16 protein-coding genes and 1 pseudogene are annotated in these 15490 nt (G+C 72.4%); 9 read left to right on the forward strand and 8 right to left on the reverse strand.

Translation table 11 applies throughout. From position 1 onward, the window contains the following. Positions 1 to 127 precede the first annotated feature (127 nt). Positions 128 to 547: a hypothetical protein gene (locus ACF1FZ_RS13380; RefSeq protein ID WP_391773493.1), complete on the reverse strand. Its 420-nt coding sequence runs from the start codon at positions 545 to 547 to the stop codon at positions 128 to 130. 128 nt (positions 548 to 675) lie between these two features. On the opposite strand from ACF1FZ_RS13380, the gene ACF1FZ_RS13385 reads away from it, so the two are divergent. Beyond that, a complete protein-coding gene (locus tag ACF1FZ_RS13385; RefSeq protein WP_391773494.1) occupies positions 676 to 1482 on the forward strand; it encodes a maleylpyruvate isomerase family mycothiol-dependent enzyme in 807 nt (268 codons plus the stop codon). A gap of 36 nt (positions 1483 to 1518) precedes the next feature. Here ACF1FZ_RS13385 and ACF1FZ_RS13390 read toward each other — a convergent pair whose 3' ends face one another. Then, complete coding sequence (locus tag ACF1FZ_RS13390) at positions 1519 to 2100, reverse strand: thioredoxin domain-containing protein (protein ID WP_391773495.1); 582 nt, start codon at positions 2098 to 2100, stop codon at positions 1519 to 1521. A gap of 173 nt (positions 2101 to 2273) precedes the next feature. On the opposite strand from ACF1FZ_RS13390, the gene ACF1FZ_RS13395 reads away from it, so the two are divergent. Continuing rightward, positions 2274 to 3122, forward strand: coding sequence for a MurR/RpiR family transcriptional regulator (locus ACF1FZ_RS13395; protein WP_391773496.1), 849 nt, complete (start codon positions 2274 to 2276; stop codon positions 3120 to 3122). A 123-nt stretch (positions 3123 to 3245) separates the two neighbouring features. Beyond that, positions 3246 to 3815: a hypothetical protein gene (locus ACF1FZ_RS13400; RefSeq protein WP_391773551.1), complete on the forward strand. Its 570-nt coding sequence runs from the start codon at positions 3246 to 3248 to the stop codon at positions 3813 to 3815. A gap of 10 nt (positions 3816 to 3825) precedes the next feature. On the opposite strand, the gene ACF1FZ_RS13405 is transcribed toward ACF1FZ_RS13400, so the two are convergent. From ACF1FZ_RS13405 to ACF1FZ_RS13425, 5 genes and pseudogenes are all read right to left on the reverse strand, one after another. Beyond that, the gene (locus ACF1FZ_RS13405; protein WP_391773497.1) at positions 3826 to 4200 is read right to left on the reverse strand and encodes a hypothetical protein; all 375 of its coding nucleotides are present in this window, start codon (positions 4198 to 4200) and stop codon (positions 3826 to 3828) included. Between the two features lie 97 nt (positions 4201 to 4297). Further along, positions 4298 to 4765 (reverse strand): roadblock/LC7 domain-containing protein, encoded by a 468-nt coding sequence (locus ACF1FZ_RS13410; protein ID WP_391773498.1) that lies wholly within the window; start codon positions 4763 to 4765, stop codon positions 4298 to 4300. Positions 4766 to 4803: 38 nt separating this feature from the next. Then, positions 4804 to 5598, reverse strand: a complete 795-nt coding sequence (locus tag ACF1FZ_RS13415) for a winged helix-turn-helix domain-containing protein (RefSeq protein WP_391773499.1) — start codon at positions 5596 to 5598, stop codon at positions 4804 to 4806. Then, on the reverse strand, positions 5595 to 5999 hold the full coding sequence (locus tag ACF1FZ_RS13420; RefSeq protein WP_250290803.1) for a hypothetical protein: 405 nt from the start codon (positions 5997 to 5999) through the stop codon (positions 5595 to 5597). The genes ACF1FZ_RS13415 and ACF1FZ_RS13420 overlap by 4 nt, the downstream gene beginning before the upstream one ends. 203 nt (positions 6000 to 6202) lie before the next feature. Further along, a pseudogene (locus tag ACF1FZ_RS13425) lies at positions 6203 to 7552 on the reverse strand (APC family permease). Between the two features lie 127 nt (positions 7553 to 7679). Between ACF1FZ_RS13425 and hutU the strand changes: the two are divergent. The 5 genes from hutU (at position 7680) to ACF1FZ_RS13450 (ending at position 13699) form a co-directional block, all read left to right on the forward strand. Beyond that, on the forward strand, positions 7680 to 9344 hold the full coding sequence (hutU, locus tag ACF1FZ_RS13430; protein ID WP_391773500.1) for a urocanate hydratase: 1665 nt from the start codon (positions 7680 to 7682) through the stop codon (positions 9342 to 9344). Positions 9345 to 9361: 17 nt separating this feature from the next. Then, positions 9362 to 10576 carry an allantoate amidohydrolase gene (locus tag ACF1FZ_RS13435; protein WP_391773552.1) on the forward strand — a complete coding sequence of 405 codons (1215 nt, stop codon included), beginning with the start codon at positions 9362 to 9364 and terminating at the stop codon, positions 10574 to 10576. Beyond that, positions 10573 to 11937 (forward strand): formimidoylglutamate deiminase, encoded by a 1365-nt coding sequence (locus ACF1FZ_RS13440; protein ID WP_391773501.1) that lies wholly within the window; start codon positions 10573 to 10575, stop codon positions 11935 to 11937. Before ACF1FZ_RS13435 ends, ACF1FZ_RS13440 begins: the two co-directional genes overlap by 4 nt. A gap of 159 nt (positions 11938 to 12096) precedes the next feature. Next, on the forward strand, positions 12097 to 13278 hold the full coding sequence (gene hutI, locus ACF1FZ_RS13445) for an imidazolonepropionase (RefSeq protein ID WP_391773502.1): 1182 nt from the start codon (positions 12097 to 12099) through the stop codon (positions 13276 to 13278). Positions 13279 to 13498: 220 nt separating this feature from the next. Further along, positions 13499 to 13699, forward strand: coding sequence for a hypothetical protein (locus ACF1FZ_RS13450; protein ID WP_391773503.1), 201 nt, complete (start codon positions 13499 to 13501; stop codon positions 13697 to 13699). Between the two features lie 126 nt (positions 13700 to 13825). Here ACF1FZ_RS13450 and ACF1FZ_RS13455 read toward each other — a convergent pair whose 3' ends face one another. Further along, positions 13826 to 14809: an RNA polymerase sigma factor SigF gene (locus ACF1FZ_RS13455; RefSeq protein WP_391773504.1), complete on the reverse strand. Its 984-nt coding sequence runs from the start codon at positions 14807 to 14809 to the stop codon at positions 13826 to 13828. 293 nt (positions 14810 to 15102) lie between these two features. Between ACF1FZ_RS13455 and ACF1FZ_RS13460 the strand changes: the two genes are divergently transcribed. Continuing rightward, complete coding sequence (locus ACF1FZ_RS13460) at positions 15103 to 15471, forward strand: STAS domain-containing protein (RefSeq protein ID WP_391773553.1); 369 nt, start codon at positions 15103 to 15105, stop codon at positions 15469 to 15471. The last annotated feature ends 19 nt before the right edge of the window (positions 15472 to 15490 follow it).

Genomic DNA, 15490 nt, shown 5'->3' on the forward strand with positions numbered 1-15490 from the left:
GGGGGTGCGGCGGTCCCCGCGGCCACCCACGCGCGTAGGCGTGGAAGCAGGGCGTTCCCCGGCCCTCCCGCCGTTCCGGCCGCCCCGGCCCTCCCGCCGTCCCGGCTCTTCCGCCGCCCCGGCCGCCTCAGCCCTCCCAGCCGGACGGGGACCGCTGTTTCCTCCGGGTCTGCGGCCACGCGCGGGCGGCATGGACGGCGTTCACGCCGACGATGCCCAGCCAGGCCACGACGAGCCCTTCGATCCCGGCGTTCACGACACCGATCGCGGACAGGGGGACGGCCAGGACCAGTGAGACGACGCCGAAGCCGAACCGCTCCCCGAACGTCCCGGCCGGTCCGGCGGACTGCGCCGGGCCCCGGGCGGCGGCCGTCTGCTGCTCGGCGAGGTGCCGCCGCACGCGCTGGTCGTGTGTGCCGGCGAACCGCTGCTCGACCTTCTCCAGGAAGGAGTCGATGAGCGCGGACTCGTACTCGGGCCCGAGCTCGCTGCGGGCCTTCAGGGTGGCATCGAGCTCTCGCCTGAGCTCAGGGTCACGGGCTTCCATGCGCTTCACGGTACGGATCCCGAGTGCCCCGGTCAGTGGGGACAACCCCCCTGTTTCGCAGGTCGTCGCACAGCGCGGTCCCCGGCACGCCGGCGTAGCGTTGTTGCCGGAAGATGGGAGGCGCGCTCATGGCCACCACGACGGCATCGTCCGCCCGTGCCATCCCCCGTACGTCCGGCGTGAGGGCACGCCTGGTCAACGAGGCCGAGCTGCGGGCGACGCTCTCCACCTTCCGCGAAGTCTCCGACGAGGACTGGCGGCGCCCGACCGCCTGCACGGGCTGGACGGTCCGCGACATGCTGGCCCACACCGTCGGCCAGTACGAGGAACTGCCCCGCCCCTGGATCGCCGTGCGCCGGATCCGGCGGGCGGCGCGGACCCATCCGGACCTCGGCCCACTGGACGGGCACAACGAGGCCCAGGTCGAGGACAGGAAGGCCGTCCCGGGACGCGAACTGATCGGCGCCCTCGCCCACTTCGCCCCCCAGGGCCTGATCGCCCTGCGCCGCGTGCCGGCCCCGGTCCGCCGCAGGATCCGGCCGAGCTGGCTCTATCCGGAGGCGAAGGCCCTGGCCGAGGACTCGATGGACTACCTCGGAAACGTCGTCGTCGCCCGGGACACCTGGATGCACCGGGTGGACCTCAGCGACGCCACCGGGGCGGAACTGGTCCTGGACGGGCACGACCGGGAGATCGTGGACCAGGTGGTGCTGGATCTGGCCCTCTCCTGGACGGGCCCCGCCGTGGAGGTCGACCTCCACGGCCCCTCCGGGGGGCGCCGTCTGCTGGGCATCGGCGCCCCGGCGGCGATCCTCCACGCGGACGCGGTCGACTTCGCCCGGCACCTGTCGGGGCGGCCGGTGCGCGGCAGCCTGGAACTGGAGGGCGAGTCCGGGCCGAGGGCCGCGCTGATGGCGGCACGCGTCGTGTTCTGAGCCCTGCGGGCACGCGCATTCCTGCCGGCCGGGTGCTCACGGAGGAGTCACCTCGGCGAGGAAGGCCTCGGGGGTGACCGGGTACCCCAGGGAGTTGATGACGGGAACCGGCGTGCGGTCGATCAGGACCGTCGGGGTGGACCGGACACCGCTCGTGCCGAAGGCCGTCGACACCTGCACCGCCCAGGGCAGGTAGGTGTGCTCCATGACCTTCTGCCGGAAGGCCCCGGTGTGCAGTGCCTCGACCTCGCCCGCCAGCCGCAGCAGCGTGTCCCGGTCGGCGAAGGCGTCCACGTCCTCGCTGGGCTGACCGGCGTACAGCGCCCGCAGGAAATGCATGAACGGTTTCTGCCCCTCGTCCGCGGCGGCTCCCAGCGCGGCCAGTGCCTCCAGAGAGCCGCTGCCGCCCGCGGCGTCGTCGATGAACGTGCCGAAGTGGTGGTCCACCGCGAATCCGCCCTCGTCCGCGGCCCGCTCCATCACGGCTCCGAGGCCGAGTTCCATGCGTTTGCAGTAGGGGCAGCGCAGATCGGCGTAGACACTCAGCACGTGCGCCGCATCGGTGTCGCCGTAGCGGACGATGACGCCGCCCGGCCCTCTCGTATTGGCTGGGATCATGATCCCAGGGTCGGCAGGGGAGGGCGGGCCCGCAAGACGAGCGGTCCGTGGGCCGCACAGGTCGTGTCGGCCGTGTCCGGACCGTGGGCTGTATATGGACATGCAGACCGCTTGCTGGCTGAATGGATTCCTCGGCGCCCGACCGGTGCGGCGGAACCCTGGAGGGAACAGGCATGAGCGGGAGCAGCCCGGCTGCGCGGTTGCAGCGGCTCTTCGAGGGGCAGCGGCTCACGCCCACCCAGCGGCGGATCGCGCACTCCATGGTGCGGCGGGCCGCCGATGCCCCCTTCCTGTCGAGCGTGGAGCTGGCCGAGCTGGCAGGGGTCAGCCAGCCGTCCGTCACCCGCTTCGCCGTGGCGCTGGGGTTCGACGGGTACCCCGCGCTGCGCAGGCACCTCAGGGAGGTCGCACCGGACGGGGCGGCCGGCAGTCCCGGTGCGGAGGAGAGCCTCAACGAGTACCAGCAGGCGGTGCGGGCGGAGATCGAGAATCTGCGGCAGCTGTCCGGACTGCTCGCCGATCCGGCCCCGGTGGAGCGGGCGGGGCGGCTGCTCGCCGCCTCCAGGCCGCTGCTCGTGCTCGGGCTGCGGGCCGCCTCCTCACAGGCCCGGGGCTTCGGGTACTTCGCCGCCAAGGTGCACCCGGACGTACGGGTGCTCGACGAGGGCGGCAGCATGCTGCACGACCGTGTCGACGCCGCCAGGCGGGCGGGCGCGAGCGCGCTGATGTGCTTCGCGCTGCCGCGGCATCCGCGCGAGGCCGTGGACGCGCTGGCGTACGCGCGGGAGCAGGGACTGACCGTCGTGACCGTGGCCGATTCGGCGTTCGCACCGGTGGCGGCCCACAGCGATCTGCTGATCCCGGCCGCCGTGGGGACCGGACTGGCCTTCGACACCGCGTGTGCGCCGATGCTGCTCGGAAGGGCACTGCTGGAGGCCATGTGCGACGGGCTGCCCGAGGCGCAGGCGCGGCTGGAGGAGTTCGACGCGAGGGCCGCCGCGCGGGGGCTCTTCGTCGAGTAGGCGTGGTTCTGGGCGGGCGGCCGGAACGTCGGGCTTCCGCGGATTCTCAGACATCGCTCATCTGTGCCCATTAATCTCCGCGCCCAGAAGGTCCACAGGGAACCGTGGGAGAAGGGCAGGGACATGGGGCGCGGAGCGCAGTCGTTGGCGAGAGTGGCCGTGATCGTGCGGGCCGGGGCGGCGCCGTTGTGGTGGCCGGGGCTGCTGGCGGCGGCCGTCGGGGTGTTCGTCCCCGGCCTCACCGGCCGGCGGGTCGGGCTGCTGGCAGGGGGCGCGCTGTTCCTGGTGACCCTGGCCACCGTGGCGTTCGCACGGACGGGGCGGTACGCGGAACTCGCCAGGGGCGCCACACGGGTCGGCCGTGGTGACTTCCTCCAGACCCGGGACGTCACCGTGCGGAACTGGCGGCGGGGCCGGCGCCGGTGGCTGGCCGGTGCGTTTCTCGTGGCGGTCGCGAGCGCGTACGTGCTGCCGGGGGCCGGGGGGCTCGTGCTGGCCGGGGCCGGGGCCGGGCTCTGGGTCAAGGCGGTGCGGCTCGGACGGCGGGAGCGCCGGGAGGACGTCCTGTACTGGGTGCGCACCGACTGGGTGGAGCACGGCCGGCCCGCGGGCGGGCGGGTGAAGGCCTACCGGACGACCGGACCGCTGGCGGGTGACGCCGCGCCCGGTGGGGCGCGGCGCCACCGCCGGTGAGGACGCCGGGTCAGACCTCCAGTTCCGCCTCGATCTTCCGCAGCTGGTGGCGGGCCATCGCGAGGTTGGCCCGGCCCCCGTCCAGCACGAGGTAGAGGAACAGACCGTTGCCGCCCCGGGTCTTGAGCAACCGGATCAGGTGGTACTGGGTGCCGAGGGTGATCAGGATGTCCTCGATCTCGTCCTTGATGCCCAGGTGCTCCATGGTCCGGAGCTTCGCCCGGACGACGTCCGTGTTCCCGGCCGCCGCGACCTCCAGGTCGAAGTCCTTGCCGCCGCCGAGGGTGCCCAGGGCCATGCCGCTGGTGTAGTCGACGAGTGCGACACCGACGGTCCCCTCGATCGACGCCATCGCATCCTTCAGTGACGCTTCGGTGTTGGCCATAGTGCTCGTTTCCTTTCCCTGGCCGGCCCGGTGGCCGGTCCGTTGCTGACTGGTGCGTTCTTGCCGGTGGCGGGTGCGTTTTCGGCTGGTGCGGGTGTCACGTGGCATCCGGTGTGGTGGTGCGGCGGGGCAGGTCCCGGGGCTGCTGCGGGCGTGAGGGCGGCACGGGACGGTCGGCACGGTCCTGCGCGGCGTCGACCAGCTCGCCGATGCGTGCGCCGGCGCGGCGGCCTTCGAGATGGAGGCGGCCGACGTTGATGCGGTCCTCGGCCAGCACGGTGAGGACGGCGGAGGAGCCCGCCGCGTAGGTGGCGACGTAGCCGCCCGCGCCACGGATCAGGAGTTCGCGGAAGCCGCCGCGCCCGGTGGCGTCGGCCATCCGGATCGAGACGCCGAGCGCGGCGGCGGTCAGTGCGGCGACGCCCTCGGCCTCGACGCCCGGGATGTCGTGGGCGACGACCAGGCCGTCGGTGCTGGCGGCCAGCGCGCCGGTCAGGAGCGGGACCCGGGCGCGTAACCGCTGGAGCTCGTCGAGGACATCCTGCGCTTCGGCCTCGGGCACCATCAGCTGTCTCCTCCCGGCACGCTGTCTCAGCGCGCGTATCACAGGGCCTCCAATGCGTCTCTGAGCCGGCGCAGCAGAGCGACGTCGGGGTCGGTCGTGACCTCGGGCAGCGCGATCCGGTCGCGCCCGGACGCGGCCGTGCCCGGGCGGACCGCTTCGACCAGACCGGCGGCAGCCAGCCGGCGCAGGTCGACCAGGGTGTGGAAGGCCGAGCGGCCCAGCTCCCGGGCGATGTCCGTGGCGGTGCGCTCGCCGTCCACCAGAGCCAGGACGCGGCGCTGGCGTGGGGGCACCGGGGCGTCGACCGGGTGGGGGGTGGGTGAGAGCGGTGCGCTGTCGGTGAGTGCGTCCGGCCAGATCCGGTCCAGGAGCTCCCGGCGCCGGAGCGTCTCGCGCTGCACGGCGTGCACGGACACGGGGCGGACGGGGCCGATCCAGTGGGAGACCCCGTAGCGGAAGCGGGCCGGTGTGTGCGTGGGGGCCAGGGCGAAGAAGGCCGCGTCGTACAACGCCCCCAGGTGGCAGAGCTCCAGCGCGCCGCCGGGCACCCGCCCGCTGTCCACGAGGTAGCGGCCGACCCGCTGCCCGGCTCCCGCCTGGGCGACCGCGTCCCACCAGCCCTCGGAGCGCAGGGCCCCGCCCGTGGTGAGCAGGACGTCGATCCCGGGGGTCGCGGGGCTCTCCGCGTGGACCACCTGGCCGTCGGCGAGGTACAGGGTGCCGCGGTCGCGCATCAGCGCTCCGGTCGCCCGCTCCGCCGCGAGCCGCTGCAGCATCGGGGAGGGGGCGGCCCCTTCGAGTAAGCCGGGCCCTGCCGTGTCGGTGGGTCTCATGCCAGGACCAGCCGCTCCGCTATCTCGCCGAGCCGGATACGTGCCAGGGCGAGGTTGCCTTCCGCGCGGTCCAGCCAGAGGTGGAGGAAGACACTGCTGTCGAAGGCCGTCTCGACGAAGCGGAGGATGTGGTAGCCGGGGGCCGTGGTGACGATGACGTCCTCGACGGCGGGGGCGGGCGGGCCCGGGGAGCCGCCGGGCGCGTCCGCCTGCGCGAAGACCGGTTGCTCGGCGGCCATCCTCGCCACCTCGGCCGTCTCGGCGGCCGTGGCCTCGTGGTCGCCGTTGGGCGACTCACCGATGGTGCCGAGGGCGAGGCCGCTCGTCCAGTCGACCACCGCGGCACCCCGGGCACCGGGCAGCCTCATGACCTCGATCAGGCACTCGTCGATTCCGGGCACCGCGGACTCCCCTCCCGACGTGGCGTACGGATGTAATGGAGAGGCTACGCAACGTGTGTACGCCTGGTGGGGGTTCTGGCATTTTCCACGGGTACATGCGGTCGGCCGTGTGAAGGGCGGCAGGTGGACGCGCGACAGCCGGCCGGAACGTGTCCGGCCGGCTGTGTCCTCCCGTAGCGGATCCGGTCCGCCGGAGCTCGGCGTCAGGCCTTCCCGCGGGCCGGCATGACCGCCTTGTTGACGCCCAGAGGCCGACCCCGATCAGCAGGAGGATCCCGGCCCGGATGTAGACGTCCGCCGCCCGGTCGGCCATCGGGCCGGCCAGGACCAGGGACGTGGCCGCCCCCAGCACGGGCAGTGCCGTCGGCGTGCGGAAGTGCTGGTGGTCCACCCGGTCCTTGCGCAGCACCAGTACGGCGGTGTTGACGACGGCGAAGACGCAGAGGAGGAGGAAGGAGGTGGTGTCGCCGAGGCCCTCGATCTCACCGGTGGAGGCGAGGCCGACGGCGAGTACGGTCACGAAGAGGATGCCGGCCCACGGGGTGCGGCGCTTGGCCAGGACGCGGCCCATGGCGGGGGGCAGGATGCGTTCGCCGGCCATGCCGTAACAGAGGCGCGAGGCCATCATGATGTTGATGAGCGCGGAGTTGGTGACCGCGAACAGGGCGATCAGCGCGAAGAGTTCGGGCGGGAAGTCGAGGCCGCCCGCCTTCACGACCTCCAGCAGCGGACCGCTGGACCCTTCCAGGGTGCGGGAGTCGACCAGCAGGGACGAGACCAGGGCGACCAGGACGTAGATGGTGCCCGTCACCGCGACGCCGATGAAGAGGGCCCGCGGAAACGTCCGGGCCGGGTTCTGGGTCTCCTCGGCCATGTTCACCGAGTCCTCGAAGCCGACGAAAGCGAAGAAGCCGAGCGCCGTCGCGCCCAGGACGCCGGTGAGCAGGGCGTATCCGGTGCCGCCCGTCTCCAGGTCGGTCAGCCGGGAGGGCTCGCCGCCGCCCGTCAGGACGGCGTAGGCCCCGACCGAGAGGATGACCAGGAGGCCGCTGAGCTCGACGAGCGTCAGGACGACGTTGGCCTTCACCGATTCGGCGACACCCCGCAGGTTGATCGCCGCGAGGGCGAGGACGAAGAGGATCGCGACGAGTGTGGGCGGCAGGGCGTCGGTGAACTCTCCGAGGTAGTCCCCACTGAAGGCGCGGGCCGCGGCGCTGGCGGAGGACAGGCCCGAGCACATGACCATGAAGGCGACGATGAAGGTCAGGAACGGGACCTTGAACGCCTTCTGGGTGTAGAGCGCGGCGCCGGCCGCCTTGGGGGTACTTGCCGACGAGTTCGGCGTAGGACGCCGCCGTCAGGACCGCCACCACGAACCCGATCAGGAACGGCAGCCAGAGGGCCCCGCCGACCTTGCCCGCGACCTTGCCGGTGGTGGCGTAGATGCCGGTGCCGAGGATGTCGCCGATGACGAACAGGATGAGCAGCCTGGGGCCGATGGCCCGCTTGAGCGCGGGTTCACCGGGCGTGGTGGCCGGCTGCGGTGCGGTCACGGTGCCTCCCCGGGAGTGTGATGGGAAGAGGCCTGCCCCCGAGTGGCGCGAGCCTCACCTGTTGACTAGGAGTATTCAGATGGACAGGATGTGAATAGGAGAATCACATTCGCGAGGAGGCAGCCCCATGTCAGGACCCCGCCCCGTACGGGCACCGCGCGGTACGGAACTGAGCGCCCTGGGATGGCAGCAGGAAGCCGCCCTCCGCATGCTGCAGAACAACCTCGACCCCGAGGTCGCCGAACACCCCGACGAGCTCGTCGTCTACGGCGGCACGGGCAAGGCGGCGCGTGACTGGCGCTCCTTCGACGCCATGGTCCGTACGCTGCGGACCCTGAAGCAGGACGAGACGATGCTCGTCCAGTCCGGGCGGCCGGTCGGCGTCATGCAGACCCACGAATGGGCGCCGCGCGTCCTGATCGCCAACTCCAACCTGGTCGGCGACTGGGCCAACTGGGAGGAGTTCCGCCGGCTGGAGGCCCTCGGGCTCACCATGTACGGGCAGATGACCGCCGGGTCCTGGATCTACATCGGGACCCAGGGGATCCTCCAGGGCACCTACGAGACCTTCGCCGCCGTCGCCGCGAAGCGGTTCGGCGGGACGCTGGCGGGGACCGTCACGCTGACGGCCGGGCTCGGCGGCATGGGCGGGGCCCAGCCGCTGGCCGTCACCATGAACGACGGCGTCGCCCTCTGCGTCGACTGCGACCCGCGTGCCATCGAGCGCCGGATCGAGCACCGCTTCCTCGACGTCCGGGCCGAGTCGCTCGAACACGCCCTCCAGCTGGCTGTCGAGGCCCGCGACGCGCGGCGCCCGCTCTCCATCGGCCTGCTGGGCAACGCGGCGGAACTGCTGCCCCGGATGCTCGCCGAGGGCGCGCCCGTCGACATCGTCACCGACCAGACCAGCGCGCACGACCCGCTCGCCTACCTGCCCGTCGGCGTCGACTTCGCCGACATGGCCTCCTATGCGGCCGAGAAGCCCGCCGACTTCACCCGGCGCGCCCGTGAGTCGATGGCCGCGCACGTCGAGGCGATGGTCGGCTTCATGGACGCGGGGGCCGAGGTCTTCGACTACGGCAACTCGATCCGGGGTGAGGCCCAACTCGCGGGATACGCACGTGCGTTTGATTTCCCGGGCTTCGTGCCCGCGTACATCCGGCCGCTCTTCTGCGAAGGCAAGGGACCCTTCCGGTGGGCGGCGCTCTCGGGCGAGGCGTCCGACATCCACAAGACCGACAAGGCCCTGCTCGACCTCTTCCCGGAGAACGAGTCGCTGCACCGCTGGATCGGGATGGCGGGGGAGCGGGTCCACTTCCAGGGCCTTCCGGCGCGCATCTGCTGGCTCGGCCAGGGCGAGCGCGACAAGGCGGGCGACATGTTCAACGACATGGTCGGCAACGGCACCCTCGCCGCCCCGCTCGCGATCGGCCGCGACCACCTGGACTGCGGTTCGGTGGCTTCTCCCTACCGCGAGACGGAGGGCATGCTCGACGGCTCCGACGCGATCGCCGACTGGCCGCTCCTGAACGCCATGGTGAACGTCGCTTCGGGTGCCTCCTGGGTCTCCGTCCATCACGGCGGCGGTGTCGGTATGGGCCGTTCCCTCCACGCGGGGCAGGTCTCGGTCGCCGACGGCACGAAGCTGGCCGGCGAGAAGATCCGCCGTGTCCTCACCAACGACCCCGGCATGGGCGTCATCCGGCACGTGGACGCCGGCTACGACATCGCGGAGTCGGTGGCGGCCGAGCGCGGCGTGCGCATCCCGATGCGTGAGGAAGGCACCGCGTGAGCGACACCTTCCACGCCATGTGGCGCTCGCTGCGGCCCATCGGCCGCAGCGACGCCTCCGGCGGCTACCGCCGCTACGCCTGGACCGGTGCCGACGCCGAGTGCCGCCTGTGGTTCCAGGCGCAGGCCGAGGCGCGCGGCCTCGACCACGAGGTCGACCGCAATGGCAACCAGTGGGCCTGGCTCGGTGATCCGCTCGCGGGGGACGCCGTGGTCACCGGGTCCCATCTCGACTCCGTGCCCGACGGCGGCGCCTTCGACGGCCCGCTCGGTGTGGTGTCCTCCTTCGCCGCGCTGGACGAACTCCGCCGCAGGCGGGTGGTGTTCACCAGACCCTTGGCCGTCGTCAACTTCGGTGACGAGGAAGGGGCCCGGTTCGGGCTCGCCTGCGTCGGCTCCCGGCTCGCCGCCGGACAGCTGACCACCGAGGACGCGCACCGGCTCCGCGACGGGGACGGCGTCTCGCTGCCGCAGGCCATGGAGGCCGCGGGGTACGACCCCGACGCCATCGGGCCCGATCCCGGACGCCTCGCCCGGATCGGCGCGTTCGTCGAGCTCCACGTGGAGCAGGGGCGCGCCCTCGACCTGACCGGGGACCCGGTCGGGGTCGCCTCGGCCATCTGGCCGCACGGCCGCTGGCGTTTCGACTTCCGGGGCGAGGCCAACCACGCCGGCACCACGCGGCTCGCCGACCGGCGGGACCCGATGCTCACGTACGCCGAGACCGTGCTCGCGGCCCGGCGGGAGGCGGAGCTCGCCGGAGGCCTCGCGACCTTCGGCAAGATCGCCGTCGAGCCGAACGGGGTCAACGCCATCCCCTCCCTCGTGCGAGGCTGGCTCGACTCACGGGCCGCCGACCAGGCCACTCTCGACGCCGTCGTGAGCGGGATCGAGCGGGCCGCGCGGGAGCACGCCGAGCGGGCCGGGATCGACCTCGACGTCGTACGCGAGTCGTTCACGCCGGTGGTGGACTTCCAGCACGCGCTGCGGGACGAGATCCGCCGGGTACTGGAGAGGACCGGGCCGCAGGACACGGGGCGCACCGTACCCGTGCTCGGCACGGGAGCGGGACACGATGCGGGCATTTTGTCCGCTTCCGTGCCGACCGCCATGCTGTTCGTACGGAACCCCACCGGGATCTCGCACTCCCCTGCCGAGCACGCCGCGGAGGACGACTGCGTGGCCGGGGTGCGGGCACTCGCCGACGTACTGGAAGGTCTCGCGTGCAGATGACTACGCAACCGACGGGAACACCGGTCGCCGTGACGTACTGGATGTCGCACGCCTGGCTCGGCACCCACGTGGAACCGGGCGTCCTCCTGGACGTGGCCGGCGGGCGCATCGCCGGTGTCCGGACGGGCGTCGACACCCCGCCGCCCGGTGCCACCGCGCTGCACGGGCTGACCGTCCCGGGGCTGGCCAACACCCATTCGCACGCCTTCCACCGCGCGCTGCGCTCCACCGTCCAGGTGGGCTCCGGCACCTTCTGGACGTGGCGCGAGCTGATGTACCGGACGGCCTCCCGCCTCACCCCCGACACCTACTACGACCTGGCCCGTGCCACGTACGCCGAGATGGCGCTGGCGGGAATCACCGCGGTGGGCGAATTCCACTACCTGCACCACGCGCCCGGCGGCACGTCCTACGACGACCCGAACGCCATGGGCGAGGCGCTCATCGCCGCGGCGGCGGAGGCGGGCATCCGCATCACCCTGCTGGACACCGCCTACCTCGCCGCCGGGTTCGGGGAGAAGCCGAGCCGGCACCAGCTGCGCTTCTCCGACACCACCGCCGACGCCTGGGCCGAGCGCGCCTCCCTCCTCAAGGGGGACGGTGACCTGGTCGTGATCGGCGCCGCCGTCCATTCCGTACGCGCCGTGCCGGCGGGGCAGCTGGCCACCGTCGCCCGGTGGGCCCAGGAGCGAGCGGTCCCGCTGCACGTCCACCTCTCCGAACAGACCGCGGAGAACGAGGCCTGCCTCGCCGCCCACGGCCGCACCCCCGCCCGGCTCCTCGCCGACCACGGGGTGCTCGGCCCGCACACCACCGGCATCCACAACACGCACCTGACGGCCGAGGACATCGAGCTGCTGGGGGCCTCCCGGACGGGGACCTGCATGTGTCCCACCACCGAACGCGACCTCGCCGACGGCATCGGCCCCGCCACCGCTCTCCAGGGCGCGGGTTCCCCCCTCTCGCTGGGCAGCGACAGCCACGCCGTGATCGACCTGTTCGAGGAGGCCAGGGCGATGGAGCTCAACGAGCGCCTGCGCACCCATGTGCGCGGCCACTGGACGGCGGCAGCACTGCTCAGGGCGGCTTCCGCCCAGGGGCACGCCGCGCTCGGCCGTCCGGACGCGGGCGTGCTCGAACCGGGTGCGCCCGCGGATCTGGCCACCGTCGCGCTGGACTCCGTCAGAACAGCGGGGCCGGTGCCCCGGCTGGCAGCCGAAGCAGCCGTGTTCGCCGCCACCGCCGCTGATGTGCGGCACACCGTGGTGGCGGGCCGGCACATCGTCCGGGACGGCCGGCACACCCGGATCGACGACGTGCCCGGAGCACTCGCCTCGGCCGTCGCCGCCCTGTACACCTGAGGACCCGGACCGCGGCCCGCACCGGCAGAACCCGCCGGACCGCGGCCCGCACCGGCAGAACGACCCGCGCCCGAAGAACGCCCCAGGCCCGAGCCGGAAGCGCGACGGCCGAGAACCCCGGCGACCCAGCCGGGCGAACCCGACGAAAGCTGTTCCCTGATGACGACGACCACGACGACCGCCATCACCCACATCGCCCACCTGGTCACCAACGATCCCTCCCTCGGGGACGGGACCCCCCTGGGCCTGATCCGGGACGCGGCCGTCGTCATCGACGGCGACCGCATCGTGTGGACCGGTGAGTCCAGCAGGACACCCGCCACCGACGAGGCCGTCGACGCGGGCGGCCGCGCAGTGATCCCCGGCTTCGTGGACTCCCATTCCCACCTGGTGTTCGCGGGCGACCGCACCGCCGAGTTCAACGCCCGGATGTCCGGTCTCTCCTACTCCGCGGGCGGCATCCGCACGACCGTGGCCGCCACCCGCTCGGCCTCCGACGACGAGCTCTCCGCCAACGTCGCGCACTACCTGGCCGAAGCGCTCAGGCAGGGCACCACCACCTTCGAGACCAAGTCCGGCTACGGCCTCACCGTCGAGGACGAGGCACGCGCCCTGCGCATCGCCGCACGCCACACCGACGAGGTCACCTTCCTCGGCGCCCACATCGTGTCCCCCGACTACGCGGACGACCCCGCCGGTTACGTGGACCTCGTCACCGGACCGATGCTGGACGCCTGTGCCCCGCACGCCCGCTGGATCGACGTCTTCTGCGAGCGGGGGGCCTTCGACGAGGACCAGGCGCGCACCGTCCTCACCGCGGGCCTGGCCAGGGGCCTGCACCCCCGTGTCCACGCCAACCAGCTCGGCCACGGTCCCGGCGTCCGGCTGGCCGTCGAACTGGACGCGGCGTCCGCCGACCACTGCACCCACCTCGACGACGCCGACCTCGACGCGCTCGGCCAGGGCGACACCGTCGCCACCCTGCTCCCCGGCGCCGAGTTCTCCACCCGCGCGGCCTGGCCCGACGCCCGTCGCATCCTCGGCGCGGGCGCCACCGTCGCCCTGTCCACGGACTGCAACCCGGGCTCCTCCTTCACCTCCTCCATGCCGTTCTGCATCGCCCTCGCCGTACGGGACATGGGGATGACCCCCGACGAAGCGGTCTGGTCCGCCACCGCCGGGGGAGCCGCCGCGCTGCGCCGCACCGACATCGGCCGCATCACCCCCGGAGCCCGCGCGGACCTGGTGATCCTCGACGCGCCGAGCCACGTCCACCTCGCCTACCGGCCGGGAGTCCCGCTGACCGGCGCCGTATGGCGGAGGGGGAAGCGGGTCGTGTGACGCTCCGTCCGGACGGGCCCGGTACGCGCCGTCCGGTCACGGGACGTCGCGGCTGTCCACCGCCGGCGACCGCGCCCGGTACCGTTCCGGCCGGCGTGGCTCAGGGGGAGGGACCGGGGCCCTCCCGAAGGGGCGCTGACCCTGGCCGCCACGGGCTCGTTCCCCGAGGCGCTGCGCCGCTACGACCGGCTGGAGCACCGGTTCTTCGCCGGGCAGGAACGTGCCCGAGAACGCCGAGATGATCGAGGACCCGGCGCGCTGCCTCCCGGCCCGGCCGCCGCCCGGGGCCGCGGCCTACGTCGTTCTCACGCGCACCCAGGACATCCGCACCGGCGGTGAGGCCCTTCCCACGGATCCGGGTACGGCGTCCACGGCGGTCGGACACGCCGCGGAGCGGCCGGCCGGACCGCTCTTCCCCTGAGCCGTGTGCTCCCCCGGAACCCCGCCCGGCGGGGCCCGGGCGCTCCGTCGGCAACGCGGAAGGACCCGCCCGTCGGCCGGGCGGGTCCTTCCGCGACGACGTACCGGTGGTGCCGGTGACGCCGGTTCACTCGTCCACGGTCAGGCCCTTCCTGAGCTTGACGAGGGTCCGGGAGAGCAGCCGGGACACGTGCATCTGCGAGATGCCGAGCTCCTCACCGATCTCCGACTGCGTCATGTTGGAGACGAACCGCATGGAGAGGATCGTGCGGTCACGCAGGGGGAGCGAGGCGATGAGCGGCTTGAGGGACTCGATGTACTCGATGCCCTCGATCCCGTGGTCCTCGTAGCCGAGCCGGTCCGCGAGGGCGCCCTCACCGTCGTCGCCGTAATCCTCGGGCTTGGCGTCCAGCGAGCTCGCGGTGTACGCGTTGCTCGCGGTCATGCCCTCGACGACCTCGTCCCGGGTCAGGCCGAGGCGGTCGGCGAGTTCGACGACCGTGGGCGCGCGGTCCAGCTTCTGGGCCAGCTCGTCGCCCGCCTTGGCCAGGTCCAGCCGCAGCTCCTGCAGTCGGCGCGGGACGCGCACGGACCAGCTGGTGTCGCGGAAGAAGCGCTTGATCTCACCGATGATGGTGGGCATCGCGAACGTCGGGAACTCCACGCCCCGGCTGAGCTCGAAGCGGTCGATCGCCTTGATCAGGCCGATGGTGCCGACCTGGACGATGTCCTCCATGGGCTCGCTGCGGGTGCGGAACCGGGAGGCGGCGAACTTGACCAGGGCCAGGTTGAGTTCGACCAGGGTGTTACGGACGTACGCGTGCTCGTGGGTGCCTTCGTCGAGGGCTTCGAGCCGTGCGAAGAGCGTCTTCGACAGGGCCCTGGCGTCCAGCGCGCCGATTTCGGCGTAGGGCGGAATCTCGGGAAGCTCCTCGAAGCCCTCGAATTCTTCGCCCGGAAGAAAGTCGTCGCCGGTCAGGCCGGTGGTGGTGTGGATGCTGCTCCGAGGGCCGGGTACGGCCCTCGCGGCAGCGGAGTCGGAATCGGTCGGTCCCTGAGGACATGCCGACGTCGCGAGGGGGGTACGCGATACGTCGAGCCGGGGTGACATGGTTCTCCTCCGTCGTTCTCGGCATATGGCTGCCGATGCCCATACGTCTTCCTGCGGTGAAGCGGCGCCTCCGAAGCCGATCAGAATTCCTGGTGCAGATGTCTTCTCTACCCTTACCCGGTTCCAGCCACGAGTTACAAGCGCCAATTCCGCCTTTATGTCCGGTTTGTTGAGTTCTCCGACTACCGTGTGGCGAGGGAAACGCGTAATGTGCCACGCACGTCGGGGGCAGCCACGATGAAGTCGCGTACACAGGGGCGCGGGTAGTGACGGACGGCGAAGAGGGACAGGCGATGGACCGCGGGACGGTCGGCAGTGCGAACCGGGGTCGGCTGAGTGTCGAGGTCCGGACCGAAGGGCGCAGCGAAGTCGTGACGCCGGTGGGTGAGCTCGATCACCACACCGCCGATCTGCTTCGGGAGCCCTTGGAGAGCGCGGTCGAACAAGGGCGTTTGCGTCTGGTCGTCGACTGTGCGCGGCTCGATTTCTGCGACTCCACCGGACTCAACGTGCTGCTCGGCGCCAGGCTGAAGGCCGAGGCGGCGGGGGGCGCGGTCCACCTGGCCGGAATGCAGCCCGTGGTGGCTCGCGTCTTCGAGATCACGGGAGCGGAGGCGGTCTTCACCGTCCACGCCTCGCTCGAAGACGCTCTGAGTGGCTGACAGCGGTTTTCCGTGCGTA

The sequence above is a fragment of the Streptomyces sp. NPDC014623 genome, assembly GCF_043088245.1.
Classification (GTDB): domain Bacteria; phylum Actinomycetota; class Actinomycetes; order Streptomycetales; family Streptomycetaceae; genus Streptomyces.